This window comes from Caballeronia jiangsuensis (assembly GCF_046030135.1).
GTDB lineage: Bacteria > Pseudomonadota > Gammaproteobacteria > Burkholderiales > Burkholderiaceae > Caballeronia > Caballeronia jiangsuensis.
The window spans coordinates 1-21927 of sequence record NZ_JAQQDB010000012.1 but is presented as its reverse complement, the minus strand read 5'-3'; the positions used below and the strand labels follow the sequence as shown (position 1 = coordinate 21927).

Annotated in this window: 19 protein-coding genes; 9 read left to right on the top strand and 10 right to left on the bottom strand. The window is 64.6% G+C overall.

Translation table 11 applies throughout. The features are described 5' to 3' along the window. Window positions 1-3 precede the first annotated feature (3 nt). The gene (locus PQR08_RS14440; protein ID WP_250483926.1) at window positions 4-249 is read left to right on the top strand and encodes a formate dehydrogenase subunit delta; all 246 of its coding nucleotides are present in this window, start codon (window positions 4-6) and stop codon (window positions 247-249) included. Window positions 250-293: 44 nt separating this feature from the next. Here the strand turns inward: PQR08_RS14440 and PQR08_RS14435 are convergent, their stop codons facing one another. The 3 genes from PQR08_RS14435 to PQR08_RS14425 form a co-directional block, all read right to left on the bottom strand. Beyond that, complete coding sequence (locus PQR08_RS14435) at window positions 294-2030, bottom strand: FAD-dependent monooxygenase (protein WP_408161612.1); 1737 nt, start codon at window positions 2028-2030, stop codon at window positions 294-296. Between the two features lie 81 nt (window positions 2031-2111). Beyond that, on the bottom strand, window positions 2112-3125 hold the full coding sequence (locus tag PQR08_RS14430) for a cation diffusion facilitator family transporter (RefSeq protein WP_187605863.1): 1014 nt from the start codon (window positions 3123-3125) through the stop codon (window positions 2112-2114). Window positions 3126-3150: 25 nt separating this feature from the next. Continuing rightward, window positions 3151-3510 (bottom strand): ArsR/SmtB family transcription factor, encoded by a 360-nt coding sequence (locus PQR08_RS14425; protein ID WP_035503176.1) that lies wholly within the window; start codon window positions 3508-3510, stop codon window positions 3151-3153. 123 nt (window positions 3511-3633) lie between these two features. On the opposite strand from PQR08_RS14425, the gene PQR08_RS14420 reads away from it, so the two are divergent. After that, complete coding sequence (locus tag PQR08_RS14420) at window positions 3634-5493, top strand: tetratricopeptide repeat protein (RefSeq protein WP_408161609.1); 1860 nt, start codon at window positions 3634-3636, stop codon at window positions 5491-5493. 45 nt (window positions 5494-5538) lie between these two features. On the opposite strand, the gene PQR08_RS14415 is transcribed toward PQR08_RS14420, so the two are convergent. Continuing rightward, window positions 5539-6834 (bottom strand): MFS transporter, encoded by a 1296-nt coding sequence (locus PQR08_RS14415; RefSeq protein WP_035503173.1) that lies wholly within the window; start codon window positions 6832-6834, stop codon window positions 5539-5541. Between the two features lie 207 nt (window positions 6835-7041). On the opposite strand from PQR08_RS14415, the gene PQR08_RS14410 reads away from it, so the two are divergent. From PQR08_RS14410 to PQR08_RS14400, 3 genes are all read left to right on the top strand, one after another. Then, window positions 7042-7554: a GNAT family N-acetyltransferase gene (locus tag PQR08_RS14410; protein WP_408161608.1), complete on the top strand. Its 513-nt coding sequence runs from the start codon at window positions 7042-7044 to the stop codon at window positions 7552-7554. Between the two features lie 211 nt (window positions 7555-7765). Beyond that, window positions 7766-8740, top strand: coding sequence for a hypothetical protein (locus tag PQR08_RS14405; protein WP_408161606.1), 975 nt, complete (start codon window positions 7766-7768; stop codon window positions 8738-8740). A 53-nt stretch (window positions 8741-8793) separates the two neighbouring features. Further along, window positions 8794-9528, top strand: coding sequence for a DUF2968 domain-containing protein (locus tag PQR08_RS14400; RefSeq protein ID WP_250483932.1), 735 nt, complete (start codon window positions 8794-8796; stop codon window positions 9526-9528). Between the two features lie 67 nt (window positions 9529-9595). On the opposite strand, the gene PQR08_RS14395 is transcribed toward PQR08_RS14400, so the two are convergent. The 5 genes from PQR08_RS14395 to PQR08_RS14375 all read right to left on the bottom strand — a co-directional run bounded on the left by PQR08_RS14395 (window position 9596) and on the right by PQR08_RS14375 (window position 16839). After that, window positions 9596-11002 carry a gamma-glutamyl-gamma-aminobutyrate hydrolase family protein gene (locus PQR08_RS14395; protein ID WP_187605869.1) on the bottom strand — a complete coding sequence of 469 codons (1407 nt, stop codon included), beginning with the start codon at window positions 11000-11002 and terminating at the stop codon, window positions 9596-9598. A gap of 162 nt (window positions 11003-11164) precedes the next feature. Continuing rightward, window positions 11165-12922, bottom strand: a complete 1758-nt coding sequence (locus PQR08_RS14390; protein WP_408161603.1) for a cation:proton antiporter — start codon at window positions 12920-12922, stop codon at window positions 11165-11167. A gap of 186 nt (window positions 12923-13108) precedes the next feature. Further along, entirely contained in the window at window positions 13109-13447 is a 339-nt protein-coding gene (gene glnK / locus PQR08_RS14385; RefSeq protein WP_008342452.1) for a P-II family nitrogen regulator, read from the bottom strand. 138 nt (window positions 13448-13585) lie between these two features. After that, on the bottom strand, window positions 13586-15640 hold the full coding sequence (locus PQR08_RS14380; RefSeq protein WP_408161602.1) for an NAD(+) synthase: 2055 nt from the start codon (window positions 15638-15640) through the stop codon (window positions 13586-13588). Between the two features lie 56 nt (window positions 15641-15696). After that, the gene (locus PQR08_RS14375) at window positions 15697-16839 is read right to left on the bottom strand and encodes a GNAT family N-acetyltransferase (RefSeq protein WP_187605872.1); all 1143 of its coding nucleotides are present in this window, start codon (window positions 16837-16839) and stop codon (window positions 15697-15699) included. A 170-nt stretch (window positions 16840-17009) separates the two neighbouring features. Between PQR08_RS14375 and PQR08_RS14370 the strand changes: the two genes are divergently transcribed. Next, window positions 17010-17303, top strand: a complete 294-nt coding sequence (locus tag PQR08_RS14370) for a GIY-YIG nuclease family protein (protein ID WP_035503311.1) — start codon at window positions 17010-17012, stop codon at window positions 17301-17303. Between the two features lie 51 nt (window positions 17304-17354). On the opposite strand, the gene ppa is transcribed toward PQR08_RS14370, so the two are convergent. After that, window positions 17355-17882: an inorganic diphosphatase gene (gene ppa, locus PQR08_RS14365; protein ID WP_035503159.1), complete on the bottom strand. Its 528-nt coding sequence runs from the start codon at window positions 17880-17882 to the stop codon at window positions 17355-17357. Window positions 17883-18100: 218 nt separating this feature from the next. On the opposite strand from ppa, the gene PQR08_RS14360 reads away from it, so the two are divergent. The 3 genes from PQR08_RS14360 to PQR08_RS14350 all read left to right on the top strand — a co-directional run bounded on the left by PQR08_RS14360 (window position 18101) and on the right by PQR08_RS14350 (window position 21824). Continuing rightward, window positions 18101-19540 (top strand): aldehyde dehydrogenase family protein, encoded by a 1440-nt coding sequence (locus PQR08_RS14360; RefSeq protein WP_250483936.1) that lies wholly within the window; start codon window positions 18101-18103, stop codon window positions 19538-19540. Between the two features lie 11 nt (window positions 19541-19551). Further along, window positions 19552-20328: an SDR family oxidoreductase gene (locus tag PQR08_RS14355; protein WP_035503154.1), complete on the top strand. Its 777-nt coding sequence runs from the start codon at window positions 19552-19554 to the stop codon at window positions 20326-20328. 179 nt (window positions 20329-20507) lie between these two features. After that, window positions 20508-21824, top strand: coding sequence for an MFS transporter (locus PQR08_RS14350; protein WP_035503152.1), 1317 nt, complete (start codon window positions 20508-20510; stop codon window positions 21822-21824). Window positions 21825-21927 lie beyond the last annotated feature (103 nt).

The window sequence follows — 21927 nt, the reverse complement described above, 5'->3', positions numbered from 1 at the left end:
TAAATGGACGTCGATAACCTGATTGAGATGGCGAACCGCATCGGCGAATTCTTCGATTCGATGCCGGACCGCGCCGAAGCCATCGACAGCATCGCGGATCACATTCGCCGCTTCTGGGAACCGCGCATGCGGCTCGCGATTCTCGCCGCGCTCGACGATCCGGAGGCGAACGCGTCGATGGAGCCGATCCTGCGTGAGGCGCTCAATCTGCATAAGGCGGATCTGCAGCCGAAGACAGCGACCGCCTGACGTCGTTCACGAAACGGACCAAAGCCCTGCACCGCAGGGCTTTTTTAATCCTCGCGATATTCGCGTTCCGGCTGCCGCTCGGTGCTCGTGTCCTGCGCGCCGAACCACGTCTCGCAGTGACGCAGCAGCCCATGCACATCCGATGGCGCGCGCCCGCGCGCGGCGATATAGCCATCGGGACGCACGAGATAAAACGCCGGACGCGTGCGGCCGTAATTGTCGGTGAGCGAATTAGCGCCCTCGCCGCGCGTATCGGTGATGCGCCAGACGCGCACCGCGTTCGGCATGATGTTTTCGAGGGCTTTCACGAAGCCGTCGAGGTCCGGGTCGCGCATCGCGTGCGCGACGGTGATGGTCGCGGGCGCAAGCGCGATGTCGTCCTCGCCCGACGGATTCAGGAGCAGAAAGAGCGAGAAGCAACCGGGATCGTGCAGATCGTAGAGACAGCCGACGCCGGGCAGCCTGCCGAGCGGCCCGTCGATGACATGCACGCGTGCATCGGGCGCGCGCTCGCCCGCTCGTGGACCGCCATCGAGCAGACGCTCCAGCGTGAGCGGGCTCTTGCGATAGTTGATCGACAGTTCGCTCACCGTGCGCCGCATCGCGTCGCGCAATGGGCCGATCGCGGCGAGAGCGGGCATCACATGCTCGCGCATCAGCTTCATCGGGCCGTGCTCGGCGCCGGCCATCTGCGTGAGCATGCTCGTCTGTCGCAGCACGTCGCGCTCGATCGGATGCCGCTCCGTGTGATAGCTGTCGAGCAGCCGCTCGGGCGCGCCGCCCGCGAGCATGCGCGCGATTTTCCAGCCGAGATTGAACGCCTCCTGAATGCCGGTGTTCATGCCCTGCGCGCCAGCCGGACTATGCACGTGCGCCGAATCGCCCGCGAGAAACACGCGCTCCATGCGCAGCTTGTCGACCATGCGGCTGTTCAGGTGAAAGTACGACGACCACGTCAGGTTCGACAGCGCGATCTTGTGATGCACGCGCCGCTCGACGAGCGCGCGGCATTCATCGAGCGTCGGGCCGGCTTTCGTTCCAGCCGCGTTGACGGCGTTCGCGGCCGGCGCCGGCATGTCCGCGATCAGGCGCGCGCGGTCGCCGCCCATCGGGAAGAGCGCAGCGAGCCCCTCGCCCGACGCGAAGATATGAAATTCGTCGTCGGGCCAGTCGGAGTCGGCCTGGAGATCGGCGAGCAGATAGGTTTGATCGAACGTCTTGCCGTCGAAACCGATGCCCAGCCGATGCCGCACGAAACTGTGGGCGCCGTCCGCCGCGATCAGATACGAAGGCCGCAGGAGTTCATCACGTCCGTTCGGATGACGCAGCCTCGCCTGCAAGCCTGCCGATCCTTGCGAGACATCGACCACTTCGACGCCGCGCTCGACATCGACATGTTGAGTCGCCAGATGCTCCGCGAGCAGGCGTTCGGTCTGCGACTGCTCAAGAAAGAGCAGATACGGATAACGCGTCTGCAAAGGATCGAAGTCGAGGCGCGCGAGGCGCTGCCCGTTCGAATAGAGATTCGCGACGCGCGCGCGATGGCCGAGTTCGAGAAACGGCTTGACCACGCGATGCTGCTCGAAGAGTTCGAGCGTGCGCGCCTGAATGCCGATCGCGCGTGAATGCGGCGACGGCTCGCGCGCCTTGTCGACGAGCCTGACCGGGATGTGCGCGCGCGCGAGACTCATCGCGGCGGCGAGGCCCGTCGGACCGGCGCCGACGATCAGAACGGGCGCCACATCCAGCTTGTCGTTCGGATTCAGCTTTGGCGCGAACATGCAGTCCTCCCCCAAAACGTCACGGCGTCTAGTGTACGCCCGTACCCTCCGCTTTTAGCATGCGCGCCGGCCGCACCGGACTCAGTGCGCGTGCCCGCGTTCGCTGAGCACGCACGCGTGGCAGGCCTCGCCGAACTCCACCTGCACGGTGGCATGATGCATCGAATATTCGCGGCGCAGCGTGGTGACGACGCCCTGCACGAAGGCATCGCCGGGATGGCCCTCGGGTATCACGAGATGGACCGTGAGCGCGTTTTCGGTCGTCGAGAGCGCCCACACGTGCAGGTCGTGCACATCGCGTACGCCGGGCAGTTGCTTCAGATATTGCTCGACGCGCGGCATGTCGACCGAGGACGGGACGGCGGCCATCGCGAGGCGCATCGCGTCGCGCCCGAGGCCCCACGTGCCGTAGACAATCACCGACACGACGATCAGGCTCATCAAAGGATCGAGCCAGCTCGCGCCCGTGAACAGGATGATGAGACCGCTGACCGCGACGGCGGCGGAGATGGCTGCATCGGCGGCCATGTGCAGAAACGCGCCGCGCACGTTGAGGTCTTCCTTGCTGCCGCGCATGAAGAGCCACGCGGAGAAGCCGTTCACGATCATGCCGAGCGTCGCGACGATGAACACGTCGAGCCCCGCGACGGGCGCCGGATTGAGCAGGCGCTGAATCGCTTCGAGCACGATCGCGCCGCACGCGAAGAGCAGCAGCGCCGCGTTGGCGAGCGACGCCAGGATCGACGAGCTGCCCATGCCGAACGTATAGCGCGAGTTGGGCTGGCGCTTGCCGAGCCACACGGCGCCCCATGCGAGCAGGAGACCGAGCACGTCGGAGAGGTTGTGGCCGGCATCGGCGAGCAGCGCGGTCGAATGCGCGAGAAAGCCGTAGACGGCCTGCACGATCACGATCACCACATTCAGGCCGACCGCAAGCGCGAACGTTCGGCCCTGCCCTTCCTGCGGCGCGCCGTGATGATGATGACCATGGCCGCCGTGGCCATGCGAATGCCCGTGCTCGTGACTGTGCGCGTGGCCTTCGTGGCCTTCGTGATGTTCGTGTTGCTCGTGTTCTGCGTGCTGATGCGTGCTCATGGGCGTACTCGCGATTCGGTGGCGGTCATTCGATGTCGGGGGCGTCGGCTTGCGGTTCCGCGATGTGCTCCAGCAGCTCGCCCAGCATCGCGCTGATGTGACGGTCCGCCGCCACGTAGAACACCTGCTTGCCCTGGCGTTCGGCCCGCACGATGCGCGCCGCGCGCAGGAGCCGCAGGTGATGGCTCACGAGCGAGGCCGACAGCCCGAGCAGCTCCGCGATCGCACCGACCGCGCGCCGCTGTTCGACGCACGCAAGCACGATGCGCAGGCGCGTCGGGTCGCCGAGCAGGCGGAACAGGTCGGCGAGCGGCACGACGCGGTCATCGGACGTGATCGGACTGGCGGTGGTGGACGGATCGGAAGCCACAATCGTCGCTAACATATGAATAGGTGTTCACATGTTAAGTGCCATCGCCGCAACATGTCAACCGCGCTTCTCCGGAAGAGCGGCGCCGGTGTGGGAAAATGCGGGGTTTGCTTTTCCCGGCCAGAAGTCTTCCCCGTCATGGACACCGTATTCGCCCGCGGTTTCGCGGCCCATCGCGATGGCCGCCTGACCGACGCGGAGCGCGACTATCAGGCCGCGCTTACCGCCGAACCTCGTCACGTCGACGCGCTGCATTACCTCGGCGTGCTGCGCCATCAACAGGGCCAGCACGCGGAGGCGGCCGAGCTCGTGGGCCGCGCCGTGGACCTGCGTCCGGGCGATGCCGGCCTGCAGCTCAACCTCGGCAACGCGCTGAAGGCGCTCGGCCGTCTGGACGACGCGATCGAGCGCTTTCGCAACGCGCTGACGCTCGCGCCGGGCTTTCCGCTCGCCCAGTACAACCTCGGCAACGCCTACACGGCGGCCGGCCGCCACGAAGATGCCGCCGATGCCTTCGAGAAGGCCTTGCGCCTGCAGCCCAACGATCCGGCCGCATGGAACAACTTCGGCAACGCGCTCTCCGCGCTGCGCCGCTTCAAGGACGCCGCGCACGCGTTCAAGCGCACGCTGGCGCTGCGCCCGCGCCATGCCGGCGCGCACAACAATCTCGGCATGGCGCTCAACGCGCTCGGCGATACGCTCGGCGCGATCTCGCACTTTCGCGCCGCGCTCGAGGCCGAACCGAATTACGTCGCCGCGCATTTCAATCTCGGCAATCTGCTCGATACGAACGGCCATCCCGAGGACGCGCTGCCCGTGCTGCGAAAGGCCGTCGCGTTGCAGCCGCATTTCGCGCCGGGATACTTCGGGCTCGCTCACGCGCTCGCCAAGCTCGGCCGTCACGATGAAGCCGTGCCGCATTTCGAACGCGCGGTCGGACTCGATCCGAAATATGGCGTCGCGTGGCTCTGCCTCGGCAACGCGCATCTGGCGCTCGGCGCACATCGCGCGGCGCTGCGCGCGTTCGATGAAGCATTGCGTATCGATCCTTCGATGCCCGCCGCGCATCTGAACCGCGCGCTCGCACTGCTCACGACCGGCGACTACGCACGCGGTCTGCCTGCCTACGAATGGCGTCTGCAAACGCCCGGCAGCGAACCCGCGCCGCGCCTGCCGCGCTGGAATGGCGAGCCGATGCCGGGCCGCACGCTGCTCGTGCGCGCCGAGCAGGGTTTCGGCGACACCTTGCAGTTCACGCGCTTCGTGCCGTTCGCGGCGAAGCTCGTCGGCAAGCTGGTGCTCGAAGTGCAGCCCGCGCTCGTGCCGCTGCTCGCGCCGGCCGCGCAAGCCGCGCGCGTCGAGCTGAAGAGCAAGTCGGACGGCGTCCCGACGCACGCGGACGCTTACTGCCCGCTGCTCAGCCTGCCGCTCGCACTCGGCATGACCTCGCCCGAAGCGATTCCGGCGCGCGCGCCCTATCTCGTCGTGCCCGCCGATTACCGGCGCAAGTGGCGCGGCTCGATCGGCGGCCAGGAACGGCGCAAGATCGGCATCGCGTGGTCCGGGCGGATGCAGCCAGGCGAGACGCGCTCGGTGCCGGTCAGTGAGCTTGCGCCGCTTTTCGCGCTCGAAGATGTCGACTGGATCGTGCTCCAGCCGTTCATCACCGGACGCGAGCGTGACATGTTGCGCGCGCATCCGAACGCGAGGTCGATTCACACGCTGGACGGCCGCCTGGAAAACTTCGCCGATACGGGCGCGATCGTCGATCGGCTGGACGCCGTCGTCTCCGTCGATACGTCCGTCGCCCACCTCGCAGGCGCGCTCGGCAAGCCGCTCTGGGTGATGCTGCCTTTCGCCGCCGACTGGCGCTGGGGCGTCGACACCGCCGACAACGCGTGGTATCCGCAGGCGCGGCTCGTGCGACAGCGCGCGCCGGGCCGATGGCGCGACGTCATCGAGGCTACGGCAGCGGCGCTGGCTTTGCTGCCCGCATAAAAAATCCCCGTCGAGACGGGGATTTTTTTCGACCTTTCGCTTGCATCAGGCCGTCTTGTACTGATTGCGCGCCTCGGGCGAGCGATACAGCACGAGCGTCGCGATCAACCCGCAGATCGCGGCCAGGCCCATCCACAGGCCGGGCGCGGCCTTGTTGCCGGTCGCGTGGATCAGATACGTCGAGATCGCCGGGGTGAAGCCGCCGATGGTCGTCGCGAGGCTATAGGCCATCGAGAATCCGGTCGTGCGCACATCGACGGGCATCACTTCGGTCAGCGCGACCACCATCGCGCCGTTGTAGCTGCCGTACAGGAACGAAAGCCACAGTTCGCACATGAGCAGGCGCGCGAACGACGGATCCGCGACCAGCCATTGCACCACCGGATACGACGTCAGAATGGTGAGGATCGTGAACACGAGCAGCACCGGACGGCGCCCCACCCGATCCGACACCGCGCCCATCAGCGGCAACCAGATCAGATTCGAGAGGCCGACGCACACCGTGACGACGAGCGCATCGGTGGCGGAGAGCTTCAGCACTTCCTTGCCGAAGGTCGGCGTGTACGCGGTGATCATGTAGAACGACACGGTCGTCATGATGACCATGCCCATCCCGGCGATCACGATGCCCCAGTTCTGCGCGATCGAGCGCGCGATCTCGCCCATGCTCGGCCGATGCTTTCTCGCGAGGAACTCGTCGGTTTCACGCAGCGAGCGGCGGATGATGAAGAGGAACGGCACGATCAGGCAGCCGATCAGGAACGGCACGCGCCAGCCCCAGGCGGTCATCTGCTCGGGCGGCAAGAGGCGGTTCATGATCACGCCGATCAGCGCCGCGAACACGACCGCGACTTGCTGGCTGCCGGACTGCCATGAACAATAAAAGCCCTTGTTGCCCTTGGTCGCGATCTCCGACAGATACACCGACACGCCGCCCAGTTCCACGCCGGCCGAGAAGCCTTGCAGCAATCGTCCGCCCAACACGATGATCGGCGCGAGCGCACCGATGGTCGCGTAGCCCGGCACCAGCGCGACGCACGCGGTGCCGACCGCCATCAGCCCGAGCGTGAGGATCAGGCCTTTGCGCCGCCCGTGATGGTCGATGTAGGCGCCGAGCACGATGGCGCCGACCGGCCGCATCAGGAAGCCCGCGCCGAAGACGGACAGCGCGAGCATCAGCGACGCGAACTCGTCGCCGCTCGGAAAATAGGTCTTGGCGATCGCGGAAGCGTAATAGCCGTAGACCATGAAGTCGTACATTTCAAGGAAGTTTCCGCTGACGACGCGAAATACCGACTTGAACTTGGATTCGTTGGCGGGTGCGATGTGGGTCGTGGACATGACTTTCTCGGGGAACTAGGGGCGCACTTCAGTTCTGCGCGAACGCACGGCGACTGAAGCGGGGTCTCTTTCGTTTTTTGTAAACGCAACGCCCTCAATCTTAACGCCGCACCGCCCATGACTGCACATAACTTCGCGCAACATCACGTCAAACAACCTTAAAATACGGTTACATTCACCTAACTTCAAGCTGACATACGAGCAAACATGACTCCGAAAATCACGTTGCGCGCGGCGACTGTGGACGACACCGCGCTCATCGCATCGATGCATACGCGAAGCTGGGCATCGGCGTATCGCGGCATCCTGCCGGACACGTATCTCGATCGCGATTTGCAAGGCGAGCGCGTCGCTCACTGGAATACGCGCATGAAGGATGTCGCGGCGGGGGCGGCGAGCGTGTTCATCGCGGAACACGAAGGGGAACCGGTCGGCTTCATTTGTCTCGTCGAACCGGATGAGACCGGCAGCGTGCTCGTCGACAATCTGCACGCGATGCCGGGACATCGCGGCCTCGGCACCGGCACCGTGATGCTCGACGAAGCCGCGCGCTGGGCTCGCTCGCGCGGCGCGCGGCAACTGTATCTTTCCGTGCTCGAACAGAACGCCGCGGCAATCGGCTTCTACGAATCGCGTGGCTGGACGTGCGCCGAACGTGAAGCGGACCACGTGGGCGGCATCGACGTCTTCTCATTGCGTTACGTGTTTCCGCTCGACTAAGCACAAGAAGATCAAGTCGGTCAATAAGCATTCCTGTCAAAAATAGACAATAGGAATTTTCTGGTCGTCGGGCACATAACGGTTTCGTATGATCGCGGGTCGAAATTCTGGCCATCTCGCGCCGAACCCGCGGCGCCATCTCCATGCGCCACGATGGTCCGTGCGGGCCGTCTCGTTTGCCCGCGCCCGGGCGCATGCATGTGGAATCTTCATGTCCGAACCCTTGATCTTAGTGGAAGGCAATCTGCGTCTGCCGACGCTGCGCGCGCTGACGGAGCCGTCCTTGAACTTCGGATTCGAGTGGTCGCCTGCGCGCTCGCGCCCCGTTCAAACGCCGTCAGAATTCGCGCTCTTCGCGGCACGCCTCGTCACGGCCTATGTGCCGGCTCTGAGCCTGTCCGACATCCACTCGCCTTATCGCGCGACGAGCCTGTGGGGCATCTTCGCCAAGGAAGACATACCGCGCGCGATGCTGAACCTGACGCAAGGCTCGAACGCTCAAGACGATGCCGACGAACCCCGCGCCGAATCCGTTCATCTGACGGTCAATGCACCGGCGCACGCTCGCGGACATGGCTTCGGCAAGCTGGTCGTCGGCGCCATCGCGGCTGCTTGCGGCGTGCTCATCGTATGGATACTGTTCGCTCATCCACCGGTGTCGCGCCGCGTCACGCCCCCCGCGCCAGCCGAAGAAACCGCGACTCGCACGCAGCCGGCCCAGCCGGCAGCGCCTACCGGCCAGGCGGCGCGGGTCGAGCAGGAATCGGAAACGCCGATGCCGCCGGCAGTCGTCACGCCGCCGAGCGCGGACAGCCACGCCATCGAAACCGTCGGTTCGGCCGCGACCAAAACCGAGGTTGCATCCGCCGCGATCGAGCCGGAAGAGGCACCTGTGCATGTCGTCGCGCCAGCGGAAGACCGCAAGCACATCGCCCGGGTCAAAGCCGTGCTGACACCCCACACGAAGCGCGCCGTACATGTCGCTCAAGCAACCAGCGAGCGCGTCGTGAAACCGGCGGCGCCGCGGCGCGTGCGTGCGGCATCGGCTGAAAAAATCGCGAGCGGGCCGTCGAAGGCTTCCTTGTCGATGGACCCGGCCACGCTCTCCTCGATGCTCCAGCATTCACCGACCCTCGACAGCAACGCGGCCTCGTCCGGCCGCGGCGCTGCCAATGGCGCGCGCTGACCAGCGCAATACGCACCGCCAGCCCGATCAACCATTCCGGTCACGACGCCAACATGACGCAACTCAGTTATCTCCGTTACGCGACGCTCACGCTCGCCCTGTCCTTCTGCGGCCTGTTTGTGCCGTTCACGAACACGCTCGCCGCGCCCGCGACGGCGCAAGCTGTCGCAAAAGCAGTTCAGCCTGCGGCCACGACAAACGAGCCCGCACAGGCCGCGCTCGTCGACCTGTCCGATCTGAACGCCGACTCGAACGCGCCGCGCGTCGAAGGCAACATCGCCGAGTTGCAGAACCTCGTGCAGGCCGGAAGCCTCACGGAGTTACGCGCCACGCGCAACGGCAGCTACGGCGCGAAGCTTTTCTTCCTCGCGCAGGAGATGGTGTACTACGTCGCGCTCTCGCAGGACGCGCGCTGGTGGCGTGTCGTCAAAACGCAGGACACGGTCCGCGCCGAATCGATCTACGCGCAGTTCTCGCGCAAGAGCTTCGAACTCGCCGATGGCGAAATCCGCCGCACGCAATTGCAGGCACAGAAGGCGCTGCTCGATCGTGTGATCGCGAAATCGGCCGATCGGGCCAACCGTCTCACCGCCGATCTCCAGCTCGCGCAGCAGCAGGATTCGCAAGTGTCGCAGCGTCAGCAGCAACTGCAGGCCGAATCCGCCGTGCTGCAAACGGACAAGCTGGATGCCGAGCGCAAGCTGCGCGCGCTGCAGATGCAGGTCGAACAGCTTCAGAAGCAGACGGAAGCGGGACTCGCGCCGGTGAGCGTGACGCCATCGCGCTGAAAACGAAAAAGGCCCGCTCAATTCGAGCGGGCCTTTTGCTTTGCGACGTGCCGAAACGCGCTTGAACTCAGAAGCGCGTCTCTCGCGCAACGCGCAGGAACGTATCGAGCAGCGGCGTGCAATCGAGAAGCTCCGCGCCGCCCGCCCGATGAAACTCCGGGTGCCACTGCACGCCGACGACGAACGGCGCCTTCCGGTAGCGCACAGCCTCGATGATCCCGTCCGAAGCCGACACCGCTTCGATGTTCAGATCGCGCCCGATCGATTTCACCGCCTGATGGTGGATCGAGTTGACGATCGCCTCGCGCTGGTTCGGGAACATGTTGACGAGCGTCGAACCATCGGGGAAGCGGATCGAATGGCGATGCTGGTCGTAATGCTCGCTGACGTGAAGGCCAGCCGTCGGCACATCGGTCGCGATATCGCCGTAAAGCGTGCCGCCGAACGCCACGTTGATCAGCTGACAGCCGCGGCACACGCCGAGCACGGGCTTGCCCGACTCGACGAACTCGTGCAGCAGTTCCAGTTCATACATGTCGCGGACGCGGTCGCCCGGCCATTCGGGACGCGTCGTCGCTTCCTCGTAGGACTGCGGAGAGACGTCGGCGCCGCCTTGCAGCAAGAGGCCGTCGAGGTGCTTCGCATAGTCGCGCAAACGGATATTGCTCGGATGCAGCATGCCCTGGTGGCCGACCGTCGGGATCATGAACACGAGCACATCGCGCGACATGACCCAATGCGCAATCGATTCTTCGAGGTATTGCAGCGTCTTGCCGCGCAGTCCTTTCGCACCCGGCTCGGGATGAAAGATGCGCGCCGACACGCCGATGCGCAATGTGCGCTGCGTGATGCGCTGACCCGCGCGATCGAAAATCTGACGCGCACGCGCCGCGACGATCCGGCCGAACACCGACCACGCGGAGTCGGAGTGCTTGAGATACGCGGGCTGTGCCGGCGCTGCCGCCTGTTCGTGCAAGGGCAGCGGCGGCGGATTGAGCTTGCCGAAGTCCGGCGCTTCCGCGAATTCGGGCGGCAGGACGGTCGCGCGGCCACTCGGGGAATCGGATGAAGCGGATTGCGCGCTGGCCGTGCTCGCGGCTTCCGCTTCGGTCGCGGCTTCGAGATTCTCGGCGAGACTCGCTCTGGGTTTGCCGGATGCGCGCTGCTGTTCGCGCACCGCGGCTTCCTGCGCGGCAGTCGCGCTCGCCGCCGCCGCACGCCCTTCGCGGGAGGCCTGCTGCGCTTCGTCGCGCCGGGCCTGCGCGGTATCGACCGGTTCGACGTTCGATGCGCTCGAAGGCGCATCCGTCGATGCCCGCTCGGTCGCGCTCGCCTGCGGGCCGGGCGCGGCAGCCGCTGCCGCCGCTTCGGGCGATGCCGTGGGATTCGCGCTTCGCGGCGCGGCTTGAGAGTCGGCGCCGGTGCGGCGCGCGTCGGTGCTGCTTGCGTCGTTGGACGTTTTGTTATCGCTCATTCCGGATTCAGGCGCTTGAACGCCATATGGAGAATGCACAAATTCCAATTATCCGCCTCAGACCAGCACGGGGCAAACCAGCACACATTTGGTCACATAGGCTCACATTATCGCGGGAACCCGTGATGAGCCGCTGTCAGGGCTATCCCGTGAAGCGAGCCTTCAATGATCGCGCGGTTCCTCGAAGGTCTCGCGCAAGGCGATCTGCATCGTCGCGTGGATTTTCACGCACCAGCGCCAAAGCACGGTCAGCAGGAGCGCCGCGCACAGCAGCACGCCGACCATCAGGCCGAACGGCGGCAGGATGCCGCCCGAGAGCGCCGCGACGAGCAGAAAGACGCCGAACATCGCGACGATCGGAATCAGTCCGGAGATCGCCGAGCGGATCGCGCGCGTGAAGCGCCCCGCTTTCGCGGGCTGCACGCTCACTTCGGCGAGCAGCAGCGCGAGCGATTCGAGCTTGCGATACACCGCGACCAGAAACGGCAGCGCGACCACGAGCGCCGCGCTCCACAGCACGACGCGTTGCGCGTTGTCGGTATCGAGCCAGCGCGCGAGATAGCCCGACGCGAACGGCGCCGAATACGACGCGCCGAGAAAGATCGCCGCGACGAGCGCGAGATTCACCGCGATCTGCACAACGATGCGCCGGGTCATCGAGAAGAGCGTCGGTCCGCCGGAGACGGGCGTGAGGCTCGCGAGCCACTGCGAGTAGAGGCCGAAGGTATCCGCGAGCGGTGCGGGCATCGCGCGGGCGAGGCGCATCGTGAGCGGATCGGCGGCGCGGATCAGATACGGCGTGAAGAGCGTCGTGAGCGCGGACACGGCCACCGCGATCGGATAGAGAAAGCTGCTCGTGACCTTGAGCGACAGCCCGAGCGACGCGATGATGAACGAGAACTCGCCGATCTGCGAGACGCTCATGCCGACGCGCATCGACGTGCGCCCGTCCTTGCCCGCGAGAAAGGTGCCGAGCCCGCACGAGACGATCTTGCCGAGCACGACGGCGAAGGTGATGACGGCGATCGGCCACGCGTAATCGACGAGCACGGCCGGATTCAGCAAGAGCCCGATGGTCACGAAGAAGATCGCGGAGAACATGTCGCGCACGGGCGCGATCAGATGCTCGATGCGCGCGAGATGCTTCGACTCCGCCATGATCGCGCCGATCAGGAACGCGCCGAGCGCGATCGAATAATCGAGCTTCACGACGAGCAGACAGAAGCCGAAGCAGAAGCCGAGCACGGTGACGAGCAGCATCTCGTCGCTCTTCGCGCGCGCCACGTAATTGAGCGCGCGCGGCACCGTCAGAATGCCGACGACGAGCGAAACCGTCATGAAAAGCAGCAGCTTGCCGAGCGTGACGGCCGCGACGCCCGCGCTCACCGAACCCGTTTGCGCGATGCCGGAGAGCAGCACGAGCATCGCGATCGCGAGAATATCTTCGACGATCAGAATGCCGAACACGATCTGCGCAAAGTTCTCGCCCTTCATGCCGAGTTCGGAAAGCGCCTTCACGATGATCGTCGTCGACGAGATCGCGAGCATCGCGCCGAGAAAGAGCGAATCCATCGCGTTCCAACCGAACCATCGCCCGATCTCGTAGCCGACCCAGATCATCAGAACGATTTCCGACAGCGCCGCGACGATAGCCGTCGCGCCGACCTTGAAGAGCTTGCGCAGGCTGAATTCGAGCCCGAGCGAGAACATCAGGAATACGACGCCCAGTTCGCCGAGCGTCTGGATCGTCACTTCGTCGTGAATGAGATTGAACGGCGGCGTGTACGGCCCGATGATCACGCCCGCGGCGATATAGCCCAGCACGACCGGCTGCCGCAGACGATGAAACAGCACCGTCACGACGCCCGCGATGGCCATGATTACCGCAAGATCCTGAATGAAGCCGATCGCGTGATGCATCAAACGATTCCTTACAAAGAACTAACCGGAATTCGATGTTACCGCACGGACGGGGCAATCCGAGGTCGGCCGATGAATACGCGCGAAAAAAACGGGCATCGCGCTGGTGCATGCGCGAATCGAAGGACGAAGGAAAAAGGCCCGCGCGAACGGCGGGCCGGATCGGCAAAAACGAAATCGCGGCGCTCAGACCGCCGCTTCGTTTTCCTCGCCGGTGCGGATACGGATTACGCGCTCGACATCGGCGACGAAGATCTTGCCGTCACCGATCTTTCCGGTGCGCGCGGCGCCGATGATCGCATCGATGACCTGATCGGTTTGATCGTTCGCGACGACGACTTCGATCTTCACCTTCGGCAGGAAGTCGACGACATACTCTGCACCACGATAAAGCTCGGTATGCCCCTTCTGGCGGCCAAAGCCCTTCACTTCCGTGACCGTGAGACCCGTGAGGCCCACTTCGGCGAGCGCTTCGCGGACTTCGTCGAGCTTGAACGGTTTGATGATGGCGGTGATGCGTTTCATGGCGTGCCTCGCGTAAAGATCGATTCAAGGGGTTCGAAAAAACGTCGTGCCCCGCGTGGGGCAGATGTTTTCGATTCTAGCCGCGTTTCATCGCGCAAGCGGTCCGGAAAATCGCGAGGTGTCCGGTAACGCGCGATATCACTCTTTCTCAGGGACGCGTTCGAGGTCCTTGAGCCACACCGTCGCTTGTCCGTCGCTCGGCGCGCGCCAGTCGCCGCGCGGTGAAAGCGAGCCGCCCGAGCCGACCTTCGGCGCGTTCGGTATGCATGAGCGCTTGAACTGGCTCGTGCGGAAGAATCGATCCAGAAAGATCCGCAGATTCTTGCGGATCTCGCCGAGGTCGTATTGATTCCGCGCGACCGTCGGACCTTCGGGCCACGCACCCGCATCGCGATCGCGCCACGCATGCAGCGCGAGAAACGCGACCTTCGTTGGTGCAAAGCCGAAGCGCAGCGTGTAGTAGAGGTTGAAGTCCTGCAATTCGTACGGCCCGATGACGCTCTCGGTCTTCTGCTCGACCACGCCGCTCGTCTTGCCGGGAATGAGTTCCGGACTGATGTCGGTGCTCAGCACGTTTTCGAGCACGTCGGTTCCGGTGCCGCCGATCTGCCCCAACTCCGCGACCCAGCGCACCAGATGCGTGATCAGTGTCTTCGGCACGCTCGCGTTGACGTTGTAGTGGGACATGTGATCGCCCACTCCGTAGGTGCACCAACCAAGTGCGAGCTCGCTCAGATCGCCCGTGCCGATGACGATCGCGTTGTTGAGGTTCGCGAGCCGGAACAGGTGGCTCGTGCGTTCGCCTGCCTGAACGTTCTCGTACGTGATGTCGTACTGCTCGGCACCCGAACTGTGCGGATGGCCGATGTCCGTCAGCATCTGCATGCAGCTCGGCCGAATGTCGATCTCGCTCGCCGTGCAGCCGACGACTTCCATCAGCTCGCGCGCCTGGCGCAGCGTGCGATCGCTGGTCGCGAAACCCGGCATCGTGTAGGCGAGGATGTTCGAGCGCGGCAGTCCGAGACGATCCATCGCCTTCGCGCACACGAGCAGCGCATGGGTCGAGTCGAGCCCGCCCGAAATGCCGATGACGACCTTCGACATACCCGAAGATTGCAGCCGCTGCAACAGCGCCTGCACCTGAATGTTGTAGACCTCGTTGCATCGTTCGTCGCGGCGCGCGGCGTCGGCGGGCACGTAGGGAAAGCGCGCGACGCGGCGTTCGAGCGGCAGCTTCCCGTCGGCGGGAACCGTCAGCGGAAACTCGACGACATCGAACTGTTCCACTTCGTTCGCGTGCCGGTGCGTCGATCGGCCGAACGTGGTTTGCCGCATGCGCTCGCGCGAGAGCCGTTCGAGATCGACATCGGCGAAGATCAGATGCGACCGGTCCGAGAAGCGCTCGGACTCCGCGAGCATCTCGCCGTTTTCGTAGATGAGGCCCTGCCCGTCCCAGGCGAGATCGGTGGACGATTCGCCATTGCCCGCCGACGTGTACAGATACGCCGCGACGCAACGCGCGGACTGCTGCCCGACGAGTTGATGCCGATACGCCGACTTGCCCACGACGATATTCGACGCCGACAGATTCACGAGCACCGTGGCCCCGGCGAGCGCCGCGAACGACGACGGCGGAATCGGCACCCACACGTCCTCGCAAATCTCGACGTGGAATCTGAAGAGCGGCAGGTCCTTGATCTGAAACAGCAGCGATGCACCGAACGGCACATCCTGACCGCAGAGCGTGAGCGTGTTCGTCGCGGCGGCATCGGCGGGGCTGAACTGACGCGCCTCGTAAAACTCGCCGTAGTTCGGCAGATAGCTCTTCGGCACGACGCCGCGAATGAAGCCGTCGGCGATGACGATCGCGCAATTGAAGAGCTTGTGCTCCGTCTTGATCGGCGCGCCGACGATCATCGCGATATTCAATCCCTTCGACGCATCCAGAATGCTTTGCAGCGCGTCTTCGCAGGCATCGAGCAAGGCGCGCTGATGGAAGAGATCGTCGCAGGTGTAGGCGGAAATGCCGAGCTCGGGAAACGCGACGAGAACCGCGCCGCGCGCGGCCGCCTCTCTCGCCAGTTCGATCGTCTGCGCCGCGTTGAACGCGGGATCGGCCACCTTGCAGGACGGAACGCCGACCGCGACGCGCGCGAAGTCGTGGCTGTACAGGTTGAAGAAGTTTCTGCTCATGGTCGGGATGGATGTGCGTGCGCGTGTTGCAACGAAAGGTCTCGTCGATTATCGCATCAGGTTTTCTTCCTGAACGGCGTATGCGCTTCGAGTTCCTCGATATGCTGATCCATCGCCTGCGTCTCGGCGTCGAGAAACTCGGCGATCGCGTGCGCGAAACGCTGATCGGCGATCCAGTGCGCGGACCATGTCGGCGTCGGCAAAAGGCCGCGCGACATCTTGTGCACGCCCTGCGCGCCGCCCTCGAAACGCGCGAGCCCGTGTTCGATGCAGTACGCGATGCCCTGCATATAGCACGTCTCGAAGTGCAGCCCGGAGATGAACTCGCGCGTGCCCCAGTAACGGCCGTACATCGTGTCGCCGCCGATCATGTTGAGCGCACACGCGAGCCGCGCGCCGTCTGCTTCGGCGATCACGAGCAACATGCTGTCGGGCGCATCCGCGTGAATCCGGCCGAAGAACTCGCGCGAAAGATACGGCGCGTTCCAGTGCTCGCGATACGTGTTGTCGTAGCAATCGTAGAAGAAATCGAGCGCGCTTTCGTCGATCTCCTTGCCGCGCAGCCACGTGTACGTCACGCCCGCTTCCGTCACGCGCCGGCGGTCCTGCTTCACCTTCTTGCGCTTGTCGTGACTCATCGTCGCGAGAAAGGCGTCGAAGTTTTCGTAGCCGTCGCCGGGCAGGTTTTCCCAGTGGAACTGCACGCCTTCGCGCAGCATGTAGCCCGCATCCGTCAGCGCCGCGACATCCTGCGCGTGCGGAAACAGCACGTGCAGCGACGAAAGCTCGAGACGCCGCGTCAGTTCGATGGCCCCACGCGCGAGCAATACGCGATCCTCGTGATGCGCGGCGATGAGGCGCGGGCCCGTCACCGGCGAGAACGGCACGGCGGACAGCGCCTTCGGGTAGTAGCGCAGGCCGTGGCGCTCGAAGGCGTCGGCCCACGCGTGGTCGAACACGTACTCGCCGCGCGAATGCGACTTCAGATAAAGCGGCATCGCGCCGGCAAACTCGCCACCGCGCTTCAATACCAGATGATGCGCGCGCCAGCCGGTGCGCTTGACGGCGCACCCGGTCTCCTGCAACGCCGAGAGAAACGCGTGACGCACGAACGGGTTATCGCCGGCGAGCCGGTTCCAGTCGTCGGCCGGGATTTCGTCCAGCGCATCGACCACATGAATTTCGACCTCGCGATTCAACAGGCTACCTCGCTGAAATATCGATGAGCGCTAGCCGTGCAAAGCCGCGCCCGAAAGCGGCTATTCTCGCGCAACTCGCTGCGGCACGCCGAAGCGGACAAAAGCGCCCCGACGCGGTGCTTTCGGCGATAATGCGCGGCAAATCTTTCATCGAGCGCCGACGAAACGCGATGCCGTGGTTCCTCTATCTGATCGAATGCGCCGACGGCAGCCTCTACACGGGCATCGCAACGGACGTAGAAGCGCGCTTCTGCGCGCATGCGAGCGGCAAGGGCGCGCGCTATACACGCGCAAGAAAGCCGCTGCGTGTGCTCGCGTCGTTCGAACTGGCGGGGAGATCGGAGGCGTTGCGCGCCGAATATCGCGTGAAGCGTCTGACCGCGCAGCAGAAGCGCGCGTTGATCGCGGGAGAGCGGACGCTCGAATCGTTGTTGCCCCGGATCGAGGCAAGCGAAGAAGAATAAAAAACGCCGCCGCGTTTCGGCAACGCGGCGGCGTTTCGTCAAAAAGCGCGCTTACTTCTTGAAGTTCGCGACGCCTTCCGAGATTTCCTTGTGCGCGGCGTCGATGCCCGCCCAGCCCTCGACCTTCACCCACTTGCCCTTTTCGAGCGACTTGTAGTTCTCGAAGAAGTGCTTGATCTGGTCTTTCAGATATTCGGGCACGTCGTCGATCGACTTGATGTTCGCCGTCATCGGGCAGATCTTGTCGTGCGGCACGGCGACGAGCTTCGCGTCCACGCCGGATTCATCGGTCATCTGCAGCATGCCGAGCGCACGCGCGCGTACGACCGAGCCTGCCAGCAGCGGGAACGGCGTGATGACGAGCACGTCGACCGGGTCGCCGTCGCCGGAGAGCGTCTGCGGAATGAAGCCGTAGTTGGCGGGATAGCGCATGCCGGTGCCGATGAAGCGGTCGACGACCAGCAGGCCCATGTCCTTGTCCGCTTCGTATTTGACCGGATCGCTCTGCGCGGGAATCTCGATGATGACGTTGAAATCCTGCGGGAGATCCTTGCCGGGAGGTACGTTGTTGAAGCTCATGAGCACTCTCTGGAGAAGTTGAGGTCGGAGATGGAATCGCACGGGCGGACGGTCATTCGCGAACCGTCGTGGCCCTCGCGCGCGTAGATGCGTGATTGCGTCATTATAGCCAATCGGTTTGCGCGTCCTTTGCACGCACGGCGCGGGGCGGGCGTTGGCGCGATAATCGGAAGCGGCATCGAATTCCGGCAGCAGAAACCCGTATTCAGGAGACATGCATGGAAGACGCGAAGCATTTCATCAATAACCGATGGGTCGCGCCATCGGGCAACGAGACGATTCCCGTCGTCGATCCATCGGACGGGCAGATTTTCGCGCAGATCGCGCGCGGCACGTCGGCCGATATCGACCGCGCGGTCGCCGCCGCCCGCGCCGCGTTCGAAGGCGAATGGGGCGCGATGAGCGCCGTCGAGCGCGGGCGCATTCTCGCGCGCCTGTCGATGCTGATCGCCGCGTGCCACGAAGACATCGCGCAAATCGAGGCGCGCGACACCGGCAAGCCGCTGAAGCAGGCGCGCGCCGACGCCGCCGGCATCGCGCGCTACTTCGAGTTCTACGCGGGCGCCGCCGACAAGCTGCACGGCGAAACCCTGCCCTATCAATACGGCTACACCGTGCTCACGATCCGCGAGCCGCACGGCGTGACGGGCCATATCGTGCCGTGGAACTATCCGCTGCAGATTTTCGGACGCAGCGTCGGGGCCGCGCTCGCGACCGGCAATGCGTGCGTTGCGAAGCCTGCCGAGGACGCGTGCCTGTCGCTGTTGCGCATCGCCGAACTGGCGGCTGAAGCGGGCCTGCCCGACGGCGCGCTCAATATCGTCACCGGCTATGGACACGAAGCGGGCGCGGCGCTCGCGCGGCATCCGGGCATCGATCACATCTCGTTCACGGGCTCCCCCGCGACGGGCGCGGCCGTTACCAAAATGGCCGCCGATAACCACGTTCCCGTGACGCTGGAGCTGGGCGGCAAGTCGCCGCAAATCGTGTTCGCCGATGCCGATTTCGACGCCGCGCTGCCCGTGCTCGTCGCCGCGATCGTGCAGAACGCGGGGCAGACGTGCTCGGCGGGCAGTCGCGTGCTGATCGAGCGCGCGGCCTACGAGCCGCTTATCGAGCGCCTGTCGCAGGCGTTCGCGGCGCTGAAGGTCGGCCCGAGCAAGCTCGATCTCGACTGCGGCCCGCTCATCAGCGCGAAGCAGCAGCAGCGCGTGTGGGACTTCCTGTCCGATGCCCAGCACGACGGCATCCCGATGGCCGCGCACGGCGAAGTCGTCGGCGATGCGCCCGAAGCGGGCTTCTATCAGGCGCCCACGCTGCTGCGCGACGTCCCGCCGACGCACCGTCTCGCGCGCGAGGAAGTGTTCGGTCCAGTGCTCGCCGCGATGCCCTTCGACGACGAAGCCGAAGCGCTGAAACTCGCCAACGGCACCGACTACGGCCTCGTTGCCGGCATCTGGACACGCGACGGCGCGCGGCAGATGCGCCTCGCGCGCCGCGTGCGCTCGGGGCAGGTGTTCATCAACAATTACGGCGCGGGCGGCGGCATCGAATTGCCGTTCGGCGGCGTGAAGCATTCCGGACACGGACGCGAGAAAGGATTCGAGGCGCTGTACGGCTTCACGACGTTGAAAACCATTGCCATCAAACACGGATAACGGGAGACGATATGCGACTGCAAGGCAAGACGGTGATCGTGACGGGCGGCGGCTCGGGATTCGGCGAAGGCATCGCGAAGACCTTTGCGCGCGAGGGCGCGAACGTCGTGGTCAACGATCTCAACGGCCCGGCCGCCGAACGCGTGGCGAGCGAGATCGCGCTCGCGTCGTCGGCGGAAGTGAAGCACGGGCGCGCGATCGCCGTGGCGGGCGACGTCACGAAGCGCGCCGACTGGCAAACGCTCTTTGATGCGGCCATCCAGGACTTCGGCAGCGTGCAGGTCGTCGTCAACAACGCGGGCACGACTCATCGCAACAAACCCGTGCTCGACGTGACCGAAGCCGAATTCGATCGCGTGTACGCGGTGAACGTGAAGAGCATCTACTGGAGCGTCGAGCAGTTCGTGCCGTACTTCCGCGAGCAGGGCGGCGGCGCGTTCATCAATATCGCGTCAACGGCGGGCGTGCGGCCGCGTCCCGGACTCGTCTGGTACAACGGCAGCAAGGCGGCGGTCATCATCGCGAGCAAGGCGCTCGCGGTCGAACTGGGCCCGGACCGCATCCGCGTGAACTGCATCAATCCGGTGATGGGCGAAACCGCCCTGCTCTCCGAGTTCATGGGCATGGAAGACACGCCCGAGAATCGCCGGAAGTTTCTCGCGACGATTCCGCTCGGCCGCCTCTCGACGCCGCAGGACATCGCCAACGCCGCGCTCTACCTCGCCTCCGACGATGCCGAGTTCATCACCGGCGTCGCGCTCGAGGTGGACGGCGGGCGCTGCGTCTGAGCGATGCCAGGCGCACGCCGCGCGACGCGTGCGGCGTGCGCCCAAACATCCGTGCTTTCCCTAGCAAGAACAAGCCCTTGGCGTGAATGCCGACGGGCTAGAATCCTTACGCGTCTGTAATCGCGAGCGGGCCCATCCGCTCGACCTAAAGCGCTAAAAAACTAGAGGAGACAAGCAACATGGCCAGCACCGCCAATCCCATGCCCCGCCCCGGCGCGGGCGTGCCATCGGCCTTCGAGGAGGCGACGTATCGCAAGGTCGCGTGGCGGCTCTCGCCGCTTCTTCTGATCTGCTACGTGGTCGCGTATCTGGACCGCGTGAACGTCGGCTTCGCGAAACTGCAGATGGCCGCCGACCTGCAACTCTCGGACGCCGTGTATGGCTTCGGCGCGGGCATTTTCTTCTTCGGCTATTTCATCTTCGAGATACCGAGCAACGTGATCCTGCATCGCGTGGGCGCGCGCGTGTGGATCGCGCGGATCATGATTTCGTGGGGCATCATCTCGGCGCTCACGATGTTCATCACCACGCCGACGATGTTCTACGTGATGCGCTTTCTGCTCGGCGCGGCCGAAGCGGGTTTCTTCCCCGGCATCATTCTTTATCTGACGTACTGGTTTCCCGCGCGCAGGCGCGGGCGCATGACGACGCTCTTCATGACGGCCATCGCGTTGTCCGGTCTGATCGGCGGCCCGATCAGCGGCTGGATCATGAAGACCTTCGACGGCGTGCACGGCTGGCACGGCTGGCAATGGCTGCTGTTGCTCGAAGGCATTCCGTCGATCATCGTGGGTTTCTTCGTGTTTGCGCTGCTCGACGATCGCATCGCGAAAGCCAAGTGGCTCACGCAGGAAGAACGCGAGCTGCTCGAGCGCAATATCGTGGCGGATAACGTCGCGAAGGAAGATCATTCGCTTGGCAAGATTCTGTCGAGCCCGAAGGTCTGGTTGATGAGCCTCATCTACTTCTCGTTCGTGATGGGCCTTTACGGCGTGAGCTTCTGGCTGCCGACGATCATCAAGTCGATGGGCGTCTCCGATGCCTTGCAGGTCGGCCTGCTGTCCGCGATTCCGTATGGCGCGGCGGTGATCGGCATGCTGTACGCGGCGCGCAGCGCGGACCGGACCGGCGAGCGTCGCTGGCATATCGCGATTCCGGCGTTCATCGGTGCGATCGGGCTGGTGCTGTCGGTGGTGTGGTCGTCGAACACGACGCTCGCGATGATCGGCCTCACGCTTGCGACGATGGGTATTCTTACCACGCTGCCGTTGTTCTGGAGTCTGCCGACGGCATTTCTCGCCGGTACCGGTGCGGCGGCGGGGATTGCTATGATCAATTCTTTGGGTAACTTGGCCGGGTTTTTGAGTCCCTATCTCGTTGGATGGCTCAAGCAGGTGACCGCTTCTACCGCGAGCGGGATGTATATGCTTGCAGGGTTTCTCGTGCTTGGTGCGTTGCTCGCGTTGAGCGTGCCGGCGCGGATGGTGAATCGTTGAGGTTTTTTGCTGGGGCTTTGTGTTAATGGGCTTTCGTGGAATCCCGATTTCGCGGTGGTCTATTAGCACTGCCCCTCCCCGGGGCGGGGGTCACTTTCTTTGC

What these genes read in the sequence shown, in the direction of transcription:
- PQR08_RS14405 (WP_408161606.1), top strand. Translation starts at nt 7,766, where the DNA reads ATGTCCGAACCCTTGATCTTAGTGGAAGGCAATCTGCGTCTGCCGACG.
- PQR08_RS14400 (WP_250483932.1), top strand. Translation starts at nt 8,794, where the DNA reads ATGACGCAACTCAGTTATCTCCGTTACGCGACGCTCACGCTCGCCCTG.
- ppa (WP_035503159.1), bottom strand. Translation starts at nt 17,882, where the DNA reads ATGAGCTTCAACAACGTACCTCCCGGCAAGGATCTCCCGCAGGATTTC.
- PQR08_RS14415 (WP_035503173.1), bottom strand. Translation starts at nt 6,834, where the DNA reads ATGTCCACGACCCACATCGCACCCGCCAACGAATCCAAGTTCAAGTCG.
- PQR08_RS14355 (WP_035503154.1), top strand. Translation starts at nt 19,552, where the DNA reads ATGCGACTGCAAGGCAAGACGGTGATCGTGACGGGCGGCGGCTCGGGA.
- PQR08_RS14370 (WP_035503311.1), top strand. Translation starts at nt 17,010, where the DNA reads ATGCCGTGGTTCCTCTATCTGATCGAATGCGCCGACGGCAGCCTCTAC.
- PQR08_RS14360 (WP_250483936.1), top strand. Translation starts at nt 18,101, where the DNA reads ATGGAAGACGCGAAGCATTTCATCAATAACCGATGGGTCGCGCCATCG.
- PQR08_RS14430 (WP_187605863.1), bottom strand. Translation starts at nt 3,125, where the DNA reads ATGAGCACGCATCAGCACGCAGAACACGAGCAACACGAACATCACGAA.
- PQR08_RS14420 (WP_408161609.1), top strand. Translation starts at nt 3,634, where the DNA reads ATGGACACCGTATTCGCCCGCGGTTTCGCGGCCCATCGCGATGGCCGC.
- PQR08_RS14395 (WP_187605869.1), bottom strand. Translation starts at nt 11,002, where the DNA reads ATGAGCGATAACAAAACGTCCAACGACGCAAGCAGCACCGACGCGCGC.
- PQR08_RS14435 (WP_408161612.1), bottom strand. Translation starts at nt 2,030, where the DNA reads ATGTTCGCGCCAAAGCTGAATCCGAACGACAAGCTGGATGTGGCGCCC.
- PQR08_RS14410 (WP_408161608.1), top strand. Translation starts at nt 7,042, where the DNA reads ATGACTCCGAAAATCACGTTGCGCGCGGCGACTGTGGACGACACCGCG.
- PQR08_RS14425 (WP_035503176.1), bottom strand. Translation starts at nt 3,510, where the DNA reads ATGTTAGCGACGATTGTGGCTTCCGATCCGTCCACCACCGCCAGTCCG.
- PQR08_RS14390 (WP_408161603.1), bottom strand. Translation starts at nt 12,922, where the DNA reads ATGCATCACGCGATCGGCTTCATTCAGGATCTTGCGGTAATCATGGCC.
- PQR08_RS14350 (WP_035503152.1), top strand. Translation starts at nt 20,508, where the DNA reads ATGGCCAGCACCGCCAATCCCATGCCCCGCCCCGGCGCGGGCGTGCCA.
- PQR08_RS14380 (WP_408161602.1), bottom strand. Translation starts at nt 15,640, where the DNA reads ATGAGCAGAAACTTCTTCAACCTGTACAGCCACGACTTCGCGCGCGTC.
- glnK (WP_008342452.1), bottom strand. Translation starts at nt 13,447, where the DNA reads ATGAAACGCATCACCGCCATCATCAAACCGTTCAAGCTCGACGAAGTC.
- PQR08_RS14440 (WP_250483926.1), top strand. Translation starts at nt 4, where the DNA reads ATGGACGTCGATAACCTGATTGAGATGGCGAACCGCATCGGCGAATTC.